General features: G+C 65.8%; 11 protein-coding genes. 3 read left to right on the top strand and 8 right to left on the bottom strand.

All coding sequences use genetic code 11. The annotated features are described in order from the left end of the window. Nucleotides 1–5: 5 nt before the first annotated feature. On the top strand, nucleotides 6–746 hold the full coding sequence (locus XH79_RS36350; RefSeq protein WP_212342911.1) for a hypothetical protein: 741 nt from the start codon (nucleotides 6–8) through the stop codon (nucleotides 744–746). Nucleotides 747–750: 4 nt separating this feature from the next. Here the strand turns inward: XH79_RS36350 and garD are convergent, their stop codons facing one another. The 8 genes from garD to XH79_RS36310 all read right to left on the bottom strand — a co-directional run bounded on the left by garD (nucleotide 751) and on the right by XH79_RS36310 (nucleotide 12,147). Next, nucleotides 751–2,292: a galactarate dehydratase gene (gene garD, locus XH79_RS36345; RefSeq protein WP_271584796.1), complete on the bottom strand. Its 1,542-nt coding sequence runs from the start codon at nucleotides 2,290–2,292 to the stop codon at nucleotides 751–753. A 120-nt stretch (nucleotides 2,293–2,412) separates the two neighbouring features. Continuing rightward, complete coding sequence (locus tag XH79_RS36340; RefSeq protein WP_271584795.1) at nucleotides 2,413–3,861, bottom strand: aldehyde dehydrogenase family protein; 1,449 nt, start codon at nucleotides 3,859–3,861, stop codon at nucleotides 2,413–2,415. Nucleotides 3,862–3,885: 24 nt separating this feature from the next. After that, a complete protein-coding gene (gene gudD / locus XH79_RS36335) occupies nucleotides 3,886–5,229 on the bottom strand; it encodes a glucarate dehydratase (RefSeq protein WP_271584794.1) in 1,344 nt (447 codons plus the stop codon). Between the two features lie 26 nt (nucleotides 5,230–5,255). Next, on the bottom strand, nucleotides 5,256–6,200 hold the full coding sequence (gene kdgD / locus XH79_RS36330; RefSeq protein WP_212342918.1) for a 5-dehydro-4-deoxyglucarate dehydratase: 945 nt from the start codon (nucleotides 6,198–6,200) through the stop codon (nucleotides 5,256–5,258). A gap of 129 nt (nucleotides 6,201–6,329) precedes the next feature. Then, nucleotides 6,330–7,235: a LysR substrate-binding domain-containing protein gene (locus XH79_RS36325; RefSeq protein WP_212342919.1), complete on the bottom strand. Its 906-nt coding sequence runs from the start codon at nucleotides 7,233–7,235 to the stop codon at nucleotides 6,330–6,332. Nucleotides 7,236–7,357: 122 nt separating this feature from the next. After that, on the bottom strand, nucleotides 7,358–8,710 hold the full coding sequence (locus XH79_RS36320; protein ID WP_212342920.1) for an MFS transporter: 1,353 nt from the start codon (nucleotides 8,708–8,710) through the stop codon (nucleotides 7,358–7,360). A gap of 315 nt (nucleotides 8,711–9,025) precedes the next feature. Next, entirely contained in the window at nucleotides 9,026–10,978 is a 1,953-nt protein-coding gene (locus tag XH79_RS36315; protein WP_271584793.1) for a hypothetical protein, read from the bottom strand. 86 nt (nucleotides 10,979–11,064) lie between these two features. Next, nucleotides 11,065–12,147: a lysylphosphatidylglycerol synthase transmembrane domain-containing protein gene (locus XH79_RS36310; RefSeq protein WP_212342922.1), complete on the bottom strand. Its 1,083-nt coding sequence runs from the start codon at nucleotides 12,145–12,147 to the stop codon at nucleotides 11,065–11,067. A gap of 428 nt (nucleotides 12,148–12,575) precedes the next feature. On the opposite strand from XH79_RS36310, the gene XH79_RS36305 reads away from it, so the two are divergent. Continuing rightward, nucleotides 12,576–13,082, top strand: coding sequence for a YciE/YciF ferroxidase family protein (locus XH79_RS36305; RefSeq protein ID WP_271584792.1), 507 nt, complete (start codon nucleotides 12,576–12,578; stop codon nucleotides 13,080–13,082). Between the two features lie 289 nt (nucleotides 13,083–13,371). Continuing rightward, the gene (locus XH79_RS36300) at nucleotides 13,372–14,781 is read left to right on the top strand and encodes an MFS transporter (RefSeq protein WP_271584791.1); all 1,410 of its coding nucleotides are present in this window, start codon (nucleotides 13,372–13,374) and stop codon (nucleotides 14,779–14,781) included. Nucleotides 14,782–14,825 lie beyond the last annotated feature (44 nt).

Raw genomic sequence — 14,825 nt, 5'->3', positions numbered from 1 at the left:
CCGCCATGCGTCGCATTGCTGTTCTATGGATTGGCCTCGCGGTCGCGTCCGCCATCCTCGGTGCCGCCGCCGCGTTCGAGACGCGCGCGAGCCGGCTGCAGGCGATCAAGACCGTCGGTATCGTCTCGGCCATCGGCGAGGAGATGAGCCTGACGCGCGCCGGCCTGACCGGGCTCGGCAACACCGCGCAAAGCCTCTCGATCAGCGCATGGGGACTGGACGAGTTGATCGTCCAGCAGGCGACGAAGCTCTTGAGCGGACGCTTTCGCGTGCAGCCGGTGACTTACAGGCGCGCCGCGTTCGCAGCCATCAGGGATTCGGCGGTCGCGCCCGTCAATCTCCTGCGCAGCGATCCGTTCAAGGAATTGGTTCGCAGCGATGTCGCGCCGCAGGGGATGGATGCGTACATCGTCGTCACCCGGGCAAGATCGAAGCTTGGCAACGGCCGCAACGTCGAGGGCGTTGGGCTCGCCGAATACCGGACGCTGCTTGCGGATTACGGCCTCATCCACGCGCTCTACGAAGTCCGCGTCATCGACGGCAAGTCGTTCGACGTGATCGAGAAGCGGGTGGCTGCGCCGCTCGACAATACCGGGACCGTGCGGATTGCCGGCCCGAGCGGACCGGTCGACGAGACGTTTGGCGGTCCGGCTTCAGGGGAGCGGTTGCGTACCGCAATTGCCGATCTCATCACGCGCAGCCTGCCCGTCACGCTGGGCGATATGCACCTGATCGACAGCCAGTGACCCCTCAGGTCACCGGCGCCGGATTGAACAGCGTGAGATCATTGTGGATGCCCCAGCGGTCCGACCACGGCTTGGTGCGGCCGGAGGCGACGTCGAGGATCAGGCGGAACAGGTCCCAGCCGCACTCCTCGATGGTCTTCTCGCCGGTGGCGATGCTGCCGGAATCGAAATCGATCAGGTCCTTCCAGCGCCGTGCCAGCTCGCTGCGGGTCGCGACCTTGATCACGGGCGCGGCGGCAAGGCCGTAGGGCGTGCCGCGACCGGTGGTGAACACCTGCAACGTCATGCCGGAGGCGAGCTGCAGCGTGCCGCAGATGAAGTCGGACGCCGGCGTTGCCGCAAACAGCATGCCCTTCTGCGTCGCCTTCTCGCCGGGCGAGAGCACGCCGGTAATGGCTGATGATCCGGACTTCACGATCGAGCCGAGCGACTTCTCGACGATGTTGGCGAGGCCGCCCTTCTTGTTGCCGGGCGTGGTGTTCGCGCTGCGGTCGGCGCCGCCGCGGGCGAGATAGGAATCGTACCAGGCCATCTCCCGCACCAGCGCGCGGCCGACGTCTTCGTTGATGGCGCGGCGGGTGAGCAGCTGGATGGCGTCGCGCACTTCGGTCACTTCAGAGAACATCACGGTGGCGCCGGCGCGCACCAGGAGGTCCGCGGCAAAGCCGACGGCGGGGTTCGCGGTGACGCCGGAGAAGGCGTCGCTGCCGCCGCATTGCAGGCCGATGACGAGATCGGAAGCCGGGCAGGTCTCGCGCTTGCGCGTGTTGAGCACCTTCAGCCGCGCCTCGGCCTGGGTCATGATCGCATCGACGATGGCGCCAAAGCCGTCGAAGGCCTCGTCCTGCATGCGCACGATGGCATCGCTGACACCTTCCGGCACCAGGCGCTCGGGCGCGAGCTTCTCGCAGCCGAGGCCGACGACCAGAATCTCGCCGCCGAAATTCGGGTTGAGCGCGAGGTTCTGCAGGGTGCGGATCGGCACCACTGCGTCGGGCGCGGTGATGGCGACGCCGCAGCCATAGGCGTGCGTGAGCGGCACGACGTCGTCGACGTTCGGATATTTCGGCAGCAGCTCGGTGCGGATGCGCTTCACCGCATATTCCATCGTGCCCTTGACGCATTGCACGGAGGAGGAGATGCCGAGGATGTTCTTGGTGCCGACCGAGCCGTCAGGATTGCGGTAGCCCTCGAAGGTGAAACCTTCGAGCGGCGGCAGCGGAGCCGGGACGGCGGTGGAGATTTCCAGCTTGTCGAGGGCAGGAGCCTCCGGCATGCGGATGCGCGCCTCGTCCACCCATTCGCCGGCCAGGATCGGCGAGAGGGCGTAGCCGATGATCTCGCCATAGCGGATGATCGGCGCGTCTTGCGCGATGTCGACCAGCGCCGTCTTGTGTCCCTGCGGCACGAAGGCGCGCAGCGTCAGGCCGCTGGCGAAGCGGGAGCCGGCGGGAAGGCCGAAATCATTGACCACGATCGCGACGTTGTCGCGCTCGTTGAGCTTGATGTAGCGGGGCTGCTCTTTCGCTGCGACGTCCTGGTCCATCTGCTCTCGCCTCGAAAACTGAAGTCGTAGGGTGGGCAAAGGCGCAACGCGCCGTGCCCACCATTCTTCACGTCAGACGCAGGTGGTGGGCACGCTTCGCTTTGCCCACCCTACGATGTCTCAACCCGGATAGGTATAAGCCGTCTTCACCGTCGTATAGAACTCGCGGGCATAGGAGCCCTGCTCGCGGGCGCCGTAGCTCGAACCCTTCCGGCCGCCGAACGGCACGTGATAGTCGACGCCGGCGGTCGGCAAATTGACCATCACCATGCCGGACTCGCTGTTGCGCTTGTAGTGCGAGGCGTATTTCAGGCTGGTGGTGCAGATGCCGGAGGCGAGGCCGAACTCGGTGTCGTTGGAGATCGCCAGCGCCTCCTCGTAGTTCTTGGCGCGGATGACGGCGGCGACCGGGCCGAAGATTTCCTCACGCGCGATGCGCATGTTGTTGTTGGCCTCGGTGAACAGCGCCGGCGCGAGGTAGTGGCCGGGGTTCTCGCGCTTGAGCAGCTCGCCGCCGAAGGCGAGCTTGGCGCCTTCGTCCTGGCCGATCTTGATGTAGCGCAGGTCCTGGTCGAGCTGGCTCTGATCGACCACGGGGCCGATATGCACGCCGGCCTTGAGCGCGTCGTCCACCGACAGGCCCTTCAGGCGCTCGGCCACCGCCGCGACGAAGCGGTCATGGATGCCTTCGGTGACGATCAGGCGCGAGGACGCCGTGCAGCGCTGGCCGGTCGAGAAATAGGCGCCGTTGACGGCGACCTCGACGGCGGTCTTGAGGTCGGCGTCGTCAAGCACGACCAGTGGGTTCTTGCCGCCCATCTCGAGCTGGAACTTCTTCATCGGGTTCGAGAGCACGCAGGCCTGCGCGATCTTGCGACCGGTCTGCACCGAGCCGGTGAAGGAGATCGCGGCTACATCAGGATGATCGAGCAGGGTCTGGCCGACGACGGAGCCGGAGCCGACGACGAGGTTGAACACGCCGGCGGGAATGCCGGAGCGGGTGATGATCTCGGACAGCGCGTGCCCCGAGCCGGGCACCAGCTCGGCCGGCTTGAACACCACGGTGTTGCCGTAGCAGAGCGCCGGCGCGATCTTCCAGGCGGGGATCGCGATCGGGAAGTTCCAGGGCGTGATCATGCCGATGACGCCGACCGGCTCGCGGGTGAGCTCGACGTCGAGGCCGGGGCGGACCGAGGCGCCCTTCTCGCCGATCAGGCGCAGCGCTTCACCGGCGAAGAACGCAAAGATCTGGCCGGCGCGGGCGACCTCGCCGATGCCTTCCGGCAGCGTCTTGCCTTCCTCGCGGGCGAGCAGGCGGCCAAGCTCTTCCTTGCGGGCGAGGATTTCAGTCGAGATCTTGTTGAGCGCGTCGTAGCGCACCTGCGGGGTTGACTGCGCCCAGGCGGGGAAGGCGGCCTTGGCGGCTGCGATCGCCTTCTCGGTCTGCGCCTTGTCGGCCTTGGCGTATTCGCCGACGAGATCGTTGGTGTTGGAGGGGTTGATGTTCTTGGTGACGCCGGAGCCGTCGACCCATTCGCCGCCGATGAAGTTTTTAAGGATCGCAGTCATCTTTTTCCTCCAGGGGAACGCTTTTTAACGGACGAGGCAGGGACGCTTGTCGTCAAACGTCCAGCCGGGGATCAAGTCCTGCATGGCCATAGCGTCATCCCGGGCGCCAAGTCCATGCTTCTTGTAGAGCTCATGCGCGGCCTCGATGGCGGCACGGTCGATCTCGATGCCGAGCCCCGGGCGGTCCGGGACGGCGATCTTGCCGCCCTTGATCTGGAGCGGCTCTTTGGTCAGGGCCTGGCCGTCCTGCCAGATCCAGTGGGTGTCGATCGCGGTGACCTTGCCGGGGGCGGCGGCGCCGACATGGGTGAACATGGCGAGCGAAATGTCGAAATGGTTGTTGGAGTGCGAGCCCCAGGTCAGGCCGTTGTCACGGCAGGTCTGGGCCACGCGGACCGAGCCTTGCATTGTCCAGAAATGGGGGTCGGCCAGCGGAATGTCCACCGCGCCCAGGCGCAGCGCATGGGAGAGCTGCCGCCAGTCGGTGGCGATCATGTTGGTCGCGGTCGGCAGGCCCGTGGCGCGGCGGAACTCGGCCATGATCTCGCGGCCGGAGAAGCCGGCCTCGGCGCCGCAGGGGTCCTCGGCATAAGCGAGGATGCCGTGCATGTCCTTGCAGAGGTTGATCGCCTCATCCAGCGACCAGGCGCCGTTGGGGTCGAGCGTGACGCGCGCGTTCGGGAAGCGTTTCGCAATCGCGGTGACGGCCTCGATCTCCTGCTCGCCGCGCAGCACGCCACCCTTCAGCTTGAAGTCGGCGAAGCCGTAATGGTCGTGGGTGGCCTCGGCGAGCCGCACCACGGTCTCGGGCGTCATCGCCTCCTGGTGGCGGAGGTTGAACCATTCCGCCTTGCCGGTCTCGCCCGTGACGTAGTCGAGCTTGCTCTTGCTGATATCGCCGACGAAGAAGAGATAGCCGAGCGTCTCGACGCTCTTGCGCTGCTGGCCTTCGCCGAGCAGGGCGGCGACCGGCAGGTTGAGATGCTGGCCGAGCAGGTCGAGGAGGGCGGATTCGATCGCGGTGACCGCGTGGATCATCACCCGCAGGTCGAAGGTCTGCTTGCCGCGGCCGCCGGCGTCGCGGTCGGCGAAGGTGGTGCGGATGTCGGCGAGGATGTTGTTCATCGCGCCGACGGTCTTGCCGATCACGAGGTCGCGGGCGTCCTGCAGCGTCTGCCAGATCTTCTGCCCGCCCGGCACCTCGCCGACGCCGGTGTGGCCGGCATTGTCGGTGAGGATGACGATGTTGCGGGTGAAGAACGGCGCATGCGCGCCACTGAGGTTGAGGAGCATGCTGTCGCGCCCCGCAACCGGGATCACCTGCATCGCCGTGACGACCGGTGCGCCAGAAATCTTGGTCTCGGCCATCGCACGCTCCTCCCTGTTGTCGGCTGCTATTCTGCAGCCTGTTGTGACGATCGTGCGGCGGGCAGCTTCTTCACCAGCGCGGCCAATTCCGCGATCTCCTGCTCGGTGAGATCGGTCAGCGGCGGGCGGACCGGGCCGGAATCGCGGCCGATCACCTTCATGCCGGCCTTGATGATCGAGACCGCATAACCCTTCTTGCGGTTGCGGATCGCGATCAGCGGCAGGATGAAATCCTTCAGGCCGGCGTGGATCGCCGCATGGTCGCGCTTGCGCACGGCGGCATAGAAGTTGGTGGCGAATTCCGGCACGAAGTTGAACACGGCCGAGGAGTACGTCGTCACGCCCATGTCGAGATAGGGCAGCGCGAAGGTTTCCGCGGTCGGCAGGCCGCCGACATAGGTGAGGCGGTCGCCGAGCTTGGTGTAGACGCGGGTCATCAACTCGATGTCGCCGATGCCGTCCTTGTAGCCGACGAGGTTCGGGCAGCGCTCGGCGAGGCGCGCGAGCGTATCGGGCTGCAGGATGGCGTTGTCGCGGTTGTAGACGATGACGCCGATCTTCACGGAAGCGCAGACCGCCTCGACATGGGCGGCAAGGCCTTCCTGCTCGGAATGGGTGAGATAGGGCGGCAGCAGCAAGAGGCCGTCGGCACCGGCCTTTTCCGCTCCGATCGCGATCTCGCGGGCGATCGCGGTGCCATACCCGGTGCCGGCGAGCACGGGCACGCGGCCCTTGGTCTCGTCGACGGCGACCTTGACGACCTCAGGAACCTCGGTCGGGGTCAGTGAAAAGAACTCGCCGGTGCCGCCGGCGGCGAAGAGACCTGCGACATCATAGCCGCACAGCCAATCCATGTTGGCGCGGTAGGTGGCCTCGTCGAAGGAATAGTCAGCCTTGAACGGCGTGACGGGGAATGACAGGAGGCCCGATCCGATCTTCTGGGCCATTTCCTGCGGGGTCATCTTGCTCATGGGCGCGGCTCCCTTATTGCGTGTTGTGGAGGACGCAAGCAGAAGGCTGCGCGTCCATGCGCCGTGGTTTAGGCAACCGTTCGATGCGCGTCCAAGCCAAAGCCTATATCGATCGATGCGAATTCAGCATCAATCGTCCACGGCATCCGCGGAGGACAATTCACCGGCGATTTTGACCAGTGCCGACAGCAACGGGTTCTCGTCCTCGCGGCGCCAGACCATGAACAGCTCGACCGGGACGCGGGTGCGCAGCTTCAGGGGACGCAGCCGCACGTCGGAGATCTTCAGGCTCGCGGCCGCCGCCGGCACGATGGCAAGGCCGAGGCCGGCGCGGACCATGGCGAGGATGGAGTGGATCTGGCTGAGATGCTGCACGTAGCGCGGCAGCACGTCGGCGCGGGTGAAGAGGGCCACCAAGAGATCATGGAAGTAGCGGCTCTCATAGGGCGAATACATCACGAAGGGCTGGTCATCGAAGTCCTTGATGGTGATGCTCTCGGCATTGGCGAGCGGATGCTTCTTCGGGATCGCGGCGAGCAGGGGTTCGGCGACGACGCGGCGGCTGGTGAGCTCGGGGCGGGCGATCGGCGGCCGGAGCAGGCCGGCGTCGATCTGGCCTGATGTCAGCGCCTCGAACTGGTCGCCCGACACCATCTCCTTCAGCGAGAAGTCCACCTCGGGCAGCTTGGCGCGGCAGGCGGCGACGAGCTCGGGCAGGAAGCCGTAGGCGGCGGCCGCGGTGAAGCCGATCTTCAGCGAGCCGGTCTTGCCGAGCGCGATGCGCCGGGCGACCTGCGAGGCGCTTTCCGCCAGCTTGAGGATGCGCCGCGCCTCCGGCAGGAAGCTGCGCCCTGCCGGCGTCAGGCGCACCGAGCGGCTGGTGCGCTCCAGCAGCGGCGCATCGATGATGTGCTCGAGCACCTGGATCTGCCGGGACAGCGGCGGCTGGGTCATGTTGAGCCGTGCGGCGGCGCGGCCGAAATGCAATTCCTCCGCCACCGTGACGAAACAGCGGAGCTGGTTGAGGTCGAACATCGATACATGCCTTAGATGGATAAGGCGTTTCCCCGGCACTTCTAGCATCGATCATCCCCAAAACAAAGACGGCGGCCGTGAAGCCGCCGTTGAGTTGCCTGGTCAAGCTCCCATGGGAGCCCTCAGGAGGAACGTTTGAGCGTCACCCGCTCGATCTTGCCGACGATGACGAGATAGGCGAAGGCGGCCACCAGCGCGTTGGCCCCGACGAACACCAGCGCGCCGTTGAACGAGCCGGTCGCGGCCAGGATGTAGCCGATCACGATCGGGGTGGTGATCGAGGAGAGGTTGCCGAAGGTGTTGAACAGGCCGCCGGAGACGCCGCCGGCTTCCTTCGGCGAGGTATCGGAGACGACCGCCCAGCCGAGTGCGCCGATGCCCTTGCCGAAGAAGGCGAGCGCCATGAAGCCGACCACCATCGCCTGTCCGTCGACATAGTTGCAGGCGATGATCGACATCGACAGCAGCATGCCGCCGACGATCGGAATCTTGCGCGCCATGGTGAGCGAGCCGGTCCTGCGCAGGATGGCGTCGGAGATGATGCCGCCCAGCACGCCGCCGATGAAGCCGCACAGCGCGGGCAGGGTCGCCACGAAGCCGGCTTGCAGGATCGACAGGCCGCGCTCCTTGACGAGGTAGACCGGAAACCAGGTCAGGAAGAAATAGGTCAGCGTGTTGATGCAGTACTGGCCGAGATAGACGCCGAGCATCATGCGGTTGGAGAGCAGCTGGCGGATGTGATCCCAGCCGGAGCCGGCCTCGGGCGCGCGCTCGCGCAGCTGATCGTCCTTGGGCGCGTCGAGATCGACCAGCGCGCCGCCCTCCTTGATGTAGTCGAACTCCGCCTCGTTGATCGAGGGGTGCTCCTTCGGGCCGTAGATGGTCTTGAGCCAGACGAGGCCCATGACGACACCGAGCGCGCCCATCACGAAGAACACGAAGCGCCAGCCGTAAGAATGGGCGATCCAGCCCATCAGCGGCGCGAAGATCACGGTGGCGAAATACTGCCCGGAATTGAAGAAGGCCGACGCGGTGCCGCGCTCATTGCCCGGAAACCAGGCCGCGACGATGCGGGCATTGGCAGGGAAGGAGGGCGCTTCCGCGACGCCGACAAGGAGGCGGAGCGCGAACAGCACGATGATGGCAGCGCCGGCGCTGAGGAAACCGACCCAGCCCTGCATCAGCGTGAACAGCGACCAGATGATGATGCTGAAGGCATAAACGAGGCGCGAACCGTAGCGGTCGAGCAGCCAGCCGCCCGGCACCTGCGCCGCGACATAGGACCAGCCGAAAGCCGAAAAGATCCAGCCCATGGCGACGGGATCGAGATGCAGCTCCTTGGAGAGTGCGGGACCGGCGATCGACAGCGTGGCGCGGTCGGCATAATTCACGGTGGTGACCAGGAACAACATGGTCACGATGAACAGCCTGACGCGAGACCTCCTCACGTCCGCTGCGGACACCACTGCGCTCATTGCGCCTCCTTAGAACTCGAAATGTTTCCTCAAGGCGAGTCCTAGAGGCGCGTGCGGCAAGGTGTCCAAGTTCAAGGGAGTATCGATCGATGCCGTTTTTGGATTGATGGAACGGCAGGTTGGGGGGAACGATCGTGAAATCGTGAGAATGCGCAAGCGAGCTAGCGCCAACACTCAACTGTCATTCCCCGCGAAAGCGGGGAATCCAGTACGCCGCGGCGTCTCGATTCAATCACGTCTGCCGCGGAGTACTGGATCGCCCGCCTGCGCGGGCGATGACACCGAGGGTGTGGCGGGCTACGACGGCCGCGCGACCTACTGCTGCGCGCTCGGCAGCAATTGCGGCAGAAACCCGCGCGTCACGTTGGGCGGCACGGCATCGAGGCCGAGCACGGTGCTCGCGGCGGGCAGTGCCGCATCCGCCATTGCGGCGTGGCCTTCGGCGCTCGGATGCACGGCGCCGCCGTAGACGGCGGAGAGCACGCCCCAGGTGGCGTCGTGGATGTCGGTCGGCTGGCTCGCGGCCGGCAGGCCCTGCGGATAGGTCATCGCGGCGAAATAGCTGTCATTGGCGTCGCGGATCCAGCGCGCGCGCGGCAGGTAGGCGCGGTATTCCGAGGCGCCGCGCCCGCACATCATCGGCTGGCTCGCCGCGCTGACGATGTCGGGGTTGAAGCTCTGGCCGTTCTCGGCAAAGCAGCTGCGGTCGAATTCGGGATCGTTGCCGGAATGGGCGCAGAAGCCGTGGTCGGCGAAGGCGGCCTGATGCGTGTCGACGAAGGTCATGCGGTCGGATTCGGGATCGCGGCACAGCGCACCGCGGGTGCAGGTGGCGAGCCCCTTCAGCTGCGGCAGGAACTCGGTGTCGACGAAGGTCGAGACGCGCGCGAGGCGCTGCGGATCTGCGTTGAAGGAAGGATGGATGTCGAAGCCGGCGCGGCCGCCGCGGCAGGGCACGCCGCCGTCGGCGAGCGCGGGATTGGCGTAGGACACATAGACCACATGTGAGAGGTCGCCGCCGACCAGCGGCTTCAAGGCCTCGCGCAGCTTGACGAAATTCTGCGGCAGCTCGCGCGCCAGGGCGTCGCGGGAATCGTCGACGCTCGCCATCACGCCGGAGCGGCGGAACAGCGCGCCCTCGGTCGCGGTCTCGACGATGACGTCGGCGACGAGGCCGGAGAAATAAACGTCGTTGGCGCCGACCGACAGCAGCACGAGATCGAGCGTGCGGTCCGGCTGGCGTTTTTTGGCCGCGGTGAGCGCCTCGCGCAGCTCGGCGACCTGCGCGTTCACGCTGGTGTTGCAGACGCCGGTCTTGCCGGGTGGGCATTCGCGGGCGCGCTGCGAGCCCAGGAGACCGTCGCCGATGCTGGCGCCGGTGCAGGCGAGCGGCAGATAGGTCACGGCGATGTGAGTGTAGCGCACGGCGAGCGCCAGCGCGGTGCGGGCCTGATAGCTGTAGAGCGAGCGGTGGCAGGGTGCATTGAACCACAGCGCGCTGTAGTGCTGCCAGTTGGCGAGGGTGTCCGGCGCCTCGCAGGCGCGGCCGCCCTTGTAGCCGGCGCGGCTTGGCCGGTAGTACTGCGCACCGGCGGTGCCGAGATAGGAGCGGAAGCAGAAGCCTTCGTCCGACAGCGCCAGCGGCCGGTCCGGATTGCCTTCGCCGGAGGCGATGCTGTCGCCGAGTCCGGCGACGAAGATGTCTCGCACCTGGATCTCGGTCTGGACCCGCTGGGTCGGGTCGGAGCCGGCGGAGACGTCGACGGTCGCAACCGTCTGCTTGCCGTAGCGGACGCGCAAATTGACCGGCTCGGCGCAGTCGAAGGTCGAGGTCTGCGGTCCGTCGCCATCGTCGAACGACCAGGCGCAGGTGGCCCCGACCGGCACCGCGCCGACGAGGCGCACGGTCACCGGATGGTCGATCGGTGTGAGGTAGTTCTCTTTGACGTTGTCGCGGGTGCAGGGCTGGTTGACCCGGCCCTGCAGGTCGATGCAGAGCCGGTTGACCATGTTGCGGGCCCAGCCTCGCCCCTCGCTCTGGAGCTCCAGTGACTGCTCGGCGGCCAGAATGCTGCGGTTACGCGCGTTCTCGACATGGAGCAGGAAGTCGCGCTCCTCGCGGAACAGTCGGAAGCGGTTGCGCACCTCCCAGGAGATCTGCATGGCGCCGGCATCCTGCGCCGCTACGCGCGGAAGCGGCAAAGCGGTCAAAATTCCGGCAAGCAGCAGGAGGCTTGCGGAGAGGGTGCGAAGGGATACAGGGATCATGGCCCGCGTTTTCAACGGCAAAGTTGAGGCGGAAATAAGAGAGGATTGCATCCCTGCCGGCAACCCCTCCGGCCCCAGATCGCAGCCTACCGTTTATTCGCCTGCCGCAGCAGCCGTTCGCGCTCCATCGGCGTCACCTGCTTGGGCAGATTGGCCTGGGCGCAGGCTTCCGCCAGCCGCCGCCGCTCCTGCCAGGGCTCGACCACGTTCATCCAGAGCTCGCGCGCGCCCATGATGGAGATAGCGAGCCCGAACGGGATCACGAAATAGAGCAGGCGGAACACCAGCAGCGTTGCCAGAAGCTGCTCACGGCCGAATTCGGGCAGCGCCACCAGCATGGCGGCGTCGAACACGCCGATCGAGCCGGGCGCGTGGCTGGCGAAGCCGAGCAGGGTCGCCAGGATGAACACCACGGCGAGCGAGAGGAAATCGATCGGCGGATTGGCCGGCATCAAGAGGTACATCGCCGTGGCGCAGAAGCCGAGATCGACCACGCCGATCAGGATCTGCACGAGCGTCAGCGGCGCCGAGGGCAGCACCACCTTCCAGCCCTTCTGGCCGAGCTCGCGCCGTTTCTCGCCCATGCAGAGCCAGACCAGATAAGCGCCGATCGAGGCGAGGCCGCCCAGCGCGATCAACCGGTTGAGCGACGAGGGGAGCTGATCCATCGAGGAAGCAGCATCCGGATGGATGGCCATGCCGATCGAGAGCACGAAGATGTTACCGAGCCAGAAGGTCAGGCCCGACAGGAAACAGATTTTCGCGACGTCGATCGCGTTCAGCCCGTAGTCCGAATAGATCCGGAAGCGGATCGCACCGCCGGTAAACACCGTGGCGCCGATGTTGTGGCCGATCGAATAGGACGTGAAGCTGGAGAGCGCTGCGATGCGATAGGGAACATGCTTCTTGCCGATCGTTCGCAGTGCAAAAAAGTCATAGAACGTCAGCGTACAGAACGCGAAGAAGACGCAGATCGCCGCCAGCCCGATGCTGCCGCGGGGAATCTCGGTTAACGCGGTCAGGATGACGCCGGTATCGATGCCCTTGAGGGTCCGCACCAGCGTTGTGATCGCGAAGGCGATGATGAAGACGCTCGCGGCAATTCCGAGCCGTCGCCAGCCAATCCATCTCTTGAAGCCGCGTTTCAGCGCGGGCAGCAGTCCGTGCATTCATCCTCCCGGCGGGGGGCAAGACCGACCCGGCCGGGCATTGGCCAGTCGGGCGCGATCGTTGCCGAAGGCAAGTGTCGATCGCTAGATATGATCCAGCTCATTTAAGGCAAAAACGGTGACTTGTGCAGCCCTTGACAAGGATAGGTTCTGCGCCAGACCAGCTACTTTTGTCATATGCGGTTCACATCGGACCGCGCGTTAAGCATATGAGTCGGCAGATCGGCCCGGATCGTACGTTCACATACCGGCACGATTTCATATCGAGCTACCGCCTGCATTGTTCCAGCTCAAGCGATGCGGGCTTTTATGGAACGTCGATGCCGGGCGCTCGTTAGCGGCCCATCAGCAACCGAACATGGCGGAATAACGGGCTTTTCGTGCAAGCCGCCGCCTCCGTGTTCCCGAAACGCAAGAGGATTGGAACGATGGGACTGTTCACAAAGGACATCAAGACCATGAACGACCTGTTCGTGCACCAGCTCCAGGACATCTACTACGCCGAGCAGCAGCTCACCAAGGCGCTGCCGAAAATGGCCAGCAAGGCCACCGATCCGCAACTGAAACAGGGCTTTTTGACGCACCTCGAAGAAACCAAGCAACATGTCAAGCGGCTCGAGGAAGTGTTCAAGATGCACGGTGTCGCCGTGAAGGCAGTCGACTGCCCGGCGATCGACGGCATCATCGAGGAGGCTGATGAGACCGCCGGCGAAGTCGCCGACAAGGCGGTGCTCGACGCCGCGCTGATCAACGCGGCGCAGGCTGCAGAGCATTACGAGATCGTGCGTTACGGCAGCCTGATCGCCTGGGCCAAGCAGCTCGGCCGCAACGATTGTGCCACCGTGCTGGCCAAGACGCTGGAGGAAGAGAAGGCGACCGACAAGAAGCTGACGGCGCTTGCCGAGAGCAAGGTGAATCTGCGCGCGGCAAGTTAGGGCGAGGTCGCTTGCGGAGTGCGTCGCGGTGATCCGCGGCGCTGCCGCCACATAGACTCTGTCATCGCCCCCTTGTGCGCACTTGCGCGCTCGGGCGGGCAATCCAGTATTCCAGAGACAGCAGTGATTACGCAGAAGCCGCGGCGTACTGGATGCCCCGCCTTCGCGGGGCATGACAATGAATGTCAGGCAAGGGCGTTCGCCACACATCGATCCTTCGTCCATTGTCGAAACATGACAGCGGATCGGCGGCGTATGTTTCGCATGGGGCTGCAACCGAGGTGGCAGCATGCGCGTGAGCACCATCAAATATGAAGCCTTCGGCGACGAAGCCGGCGCACGGCGTGCCGGCTCGCGTCTTGCGACTTCGCTGACGCTTGCCGCAATGAGCCTCGGCTATGGCGTGGTGCAGCTCGACGTCACCATCGTCAACACCGCGCTCGATGCGATGGGCAAGACGCTCGGCGGCGGTGTCGCCGAGCTGCAATGGGTGGTCAGCGCCTACACCATCGCCTTTGCCGCGTTCATCCTGACGGCCGGCGCGCTCGGCGACCGGATCGGCGCCAAGCGCGTCTTCATGGCCGGATTCGCCATCTTCACGGCGGCCTCGCTCGCCTGCGCGCTGTCGCCCAATGCGATCGTGCTGATCGCGGCGCGACTGGTCCAGGGGCTGGCGGCGGCGATCCTGGTGCCGAATTCCCTGGCGCTGCTCAATCATGCCTATACGGACGATCGCGCGCGCGGCCGGGCCGTTGCAATCTGGGCTGCCGGCGCCAGCCTTGCGCTCACCGCGGGTCCCTTCGTCGGCGGCGCGCTGATCACGTTGGTCGGCTGGCGCGCGATCTTCCTCGTCAACCTCCCGATCGGCCTCATGGGCCTTTGGCTGACCTGGCGCCACGCAACCGAGACCACGCAAGCGCGCTCGCGCGAGATCGATCTGCCCGGCCAGCTCGCAGCGATCGGCGCGCTGGGGGCGCTCGCCGGCGCGATCATCGAGGGCGGCGCGCTTGGCTGGGATCATCCGGCCGTGCTCGCGGCCTTCGCTTCGGCCCTGGTCCTAGGCGTGCTGTTCGTCTGGCGGGAAAGCCGCGCGGCGCAGCCGATGCTGCCGCTGGCGCTGTTCGGTCACCGGCTGTTTACCCTGACCGCGCTGGTCGGACTGCTCGTCAACATCGCGATCTACGGACTGATCTTCGTGCTCAGCCTGTACTTCCAGCGGATCAACGGGCTGTCGGCGTGGTGGACCGGGCTCGCCTTCGTGCCGATGATGGCGGCGGTGCTTCCGGTCAATCTGCTGGCGCCGGTTCTCGCCGAGCGTATCGGCGCGTGCCCGACCATCGTGGTCGGCGCCTGCATCTCGGCGCTGGGCTGTCTCGGCCTGCTCTGGATCGCACCTGACACGCGCTATTGGATGATCTGCGCGCAGATGATCGCGATCAGCGGCGGACTCGGGCTGCTGGTGCCGCCGCTGACCTCGACCCTGCTGGGCAGCGTCGACAAGGCGCGCTCGGGCATCGCGGCGGGCGTCCTGAACGCGACGCGACAGACCGGCAGCGTGCTCGGCGTTGCGCTGTTCGGCTCGCTGGTGGCTTCGGAGGGGGGCTTCATGGCCGGGCTGCACGCATCACTGGCCGTATCGGCCTGCGTCCTGCTGCTCGCCGCCGCCGCGATCGGGATCGGCGCGCCCTCGCGAGGATGAACAATCCGAGCGAATGAACACCGTTCACCATCCGCGGAACCAGC

The organism is Bradyrhizobium sp. CCBAU 45389 (genome assembly GCF_028128625.1).
Classification (GTDB): Bacteria; Pseudomonadota; Alphaproteobacteria; order Rhizobiales; family Xanthobacteraceae; genus Bradyrhizobium; species Bradyrhizobium liaoningense_B.
The sequence above is the reverse complement of the archived record's forward strand: the minus strand, read 5'-3'. Positions and strand labels throughout refer to the sequence as shown.

Excerpts from the sequence above, each read along its gene's own strand:
- XH79_RS36350 (WP_212342911.1), top strand. The coding sequence starts at position 6 with ATGCGTCGCATTGCTGTTCTATGGATTGGCCTCGCGGTCGCGTCCGCC.
- garD (WP_271584796.1), bottom strand. The coding sequence starts at position 2,292 with ATGGACCAGGACGTCGCAGCGAAAGAGCAGCCCCGCTACATCAAGCTC.
- XH79_RS36340 (WP_271584795.1), bottom strand. The coding sequence starts at position 3,861 with ATGACTGCGATCCTTAAAAACTTCATCGGCGGCGAATGGGTCGACGGC.
- gudD (WP_271584794.1), bottom strand. The coding sequence starts at position 5,229 with ATGGCCGAGACCAAGATTTCTGGCGCACCGGTCGTCACGGCGATGCAG.
- kdgD (WP_212342918.1), bottom strand. The coding sequence starts at position 6,200 with ATGAGCAAGATGACCCCGCAGGAAATGGCCCAGAAGATCGGATCGGGC.
- XH79_RS36325 (WP_212342919.1), bottom strand. The coding sequence starts at position 7,235 with ATGTTCGACCTCAACCAGCTCCGCTGTTTCGTCACGGTGGCGGAGGAA.
- XH79_RS36320 (WP_212342920.1), bottom strand. The coding sequence starts at position 8,710 with ATGAGCGCAGTGGTGTCCGCAGCGGACGTGAGGAGGTCTCGCGTCAGG.
- XH79_RS36315 (WP_271584793.1), bottom strand. The coding sequence starts at position 10,978 with ATGATCCCTGTATCCCTTCGCACCCTCTCCGCAAGCCTCCTGCTGCTT.
- XH79_RS36310 (WP_212342922.1), bottom strand. The coding sequence starts at position 12,147 with ATGCACGGACTGCTGCCCGCGCTGAAACGCGGCTTCAAGAGATGGATT.
- XH79_RS36305 (WP_271584792.1), top strand. The coding sequence starts at position 12,576 with ATGGGACTGTTCACAAAGGACATCAAGACCATGAACGACCTGTTCGTG.
- XH79_RS36300 (WP_271584791.1), top strand. The coding sequence starts at position 13,372 with ATGCGCGTGAGCACCATCAAATATGAAGCCTTCGGCGACGAAGCCGGC.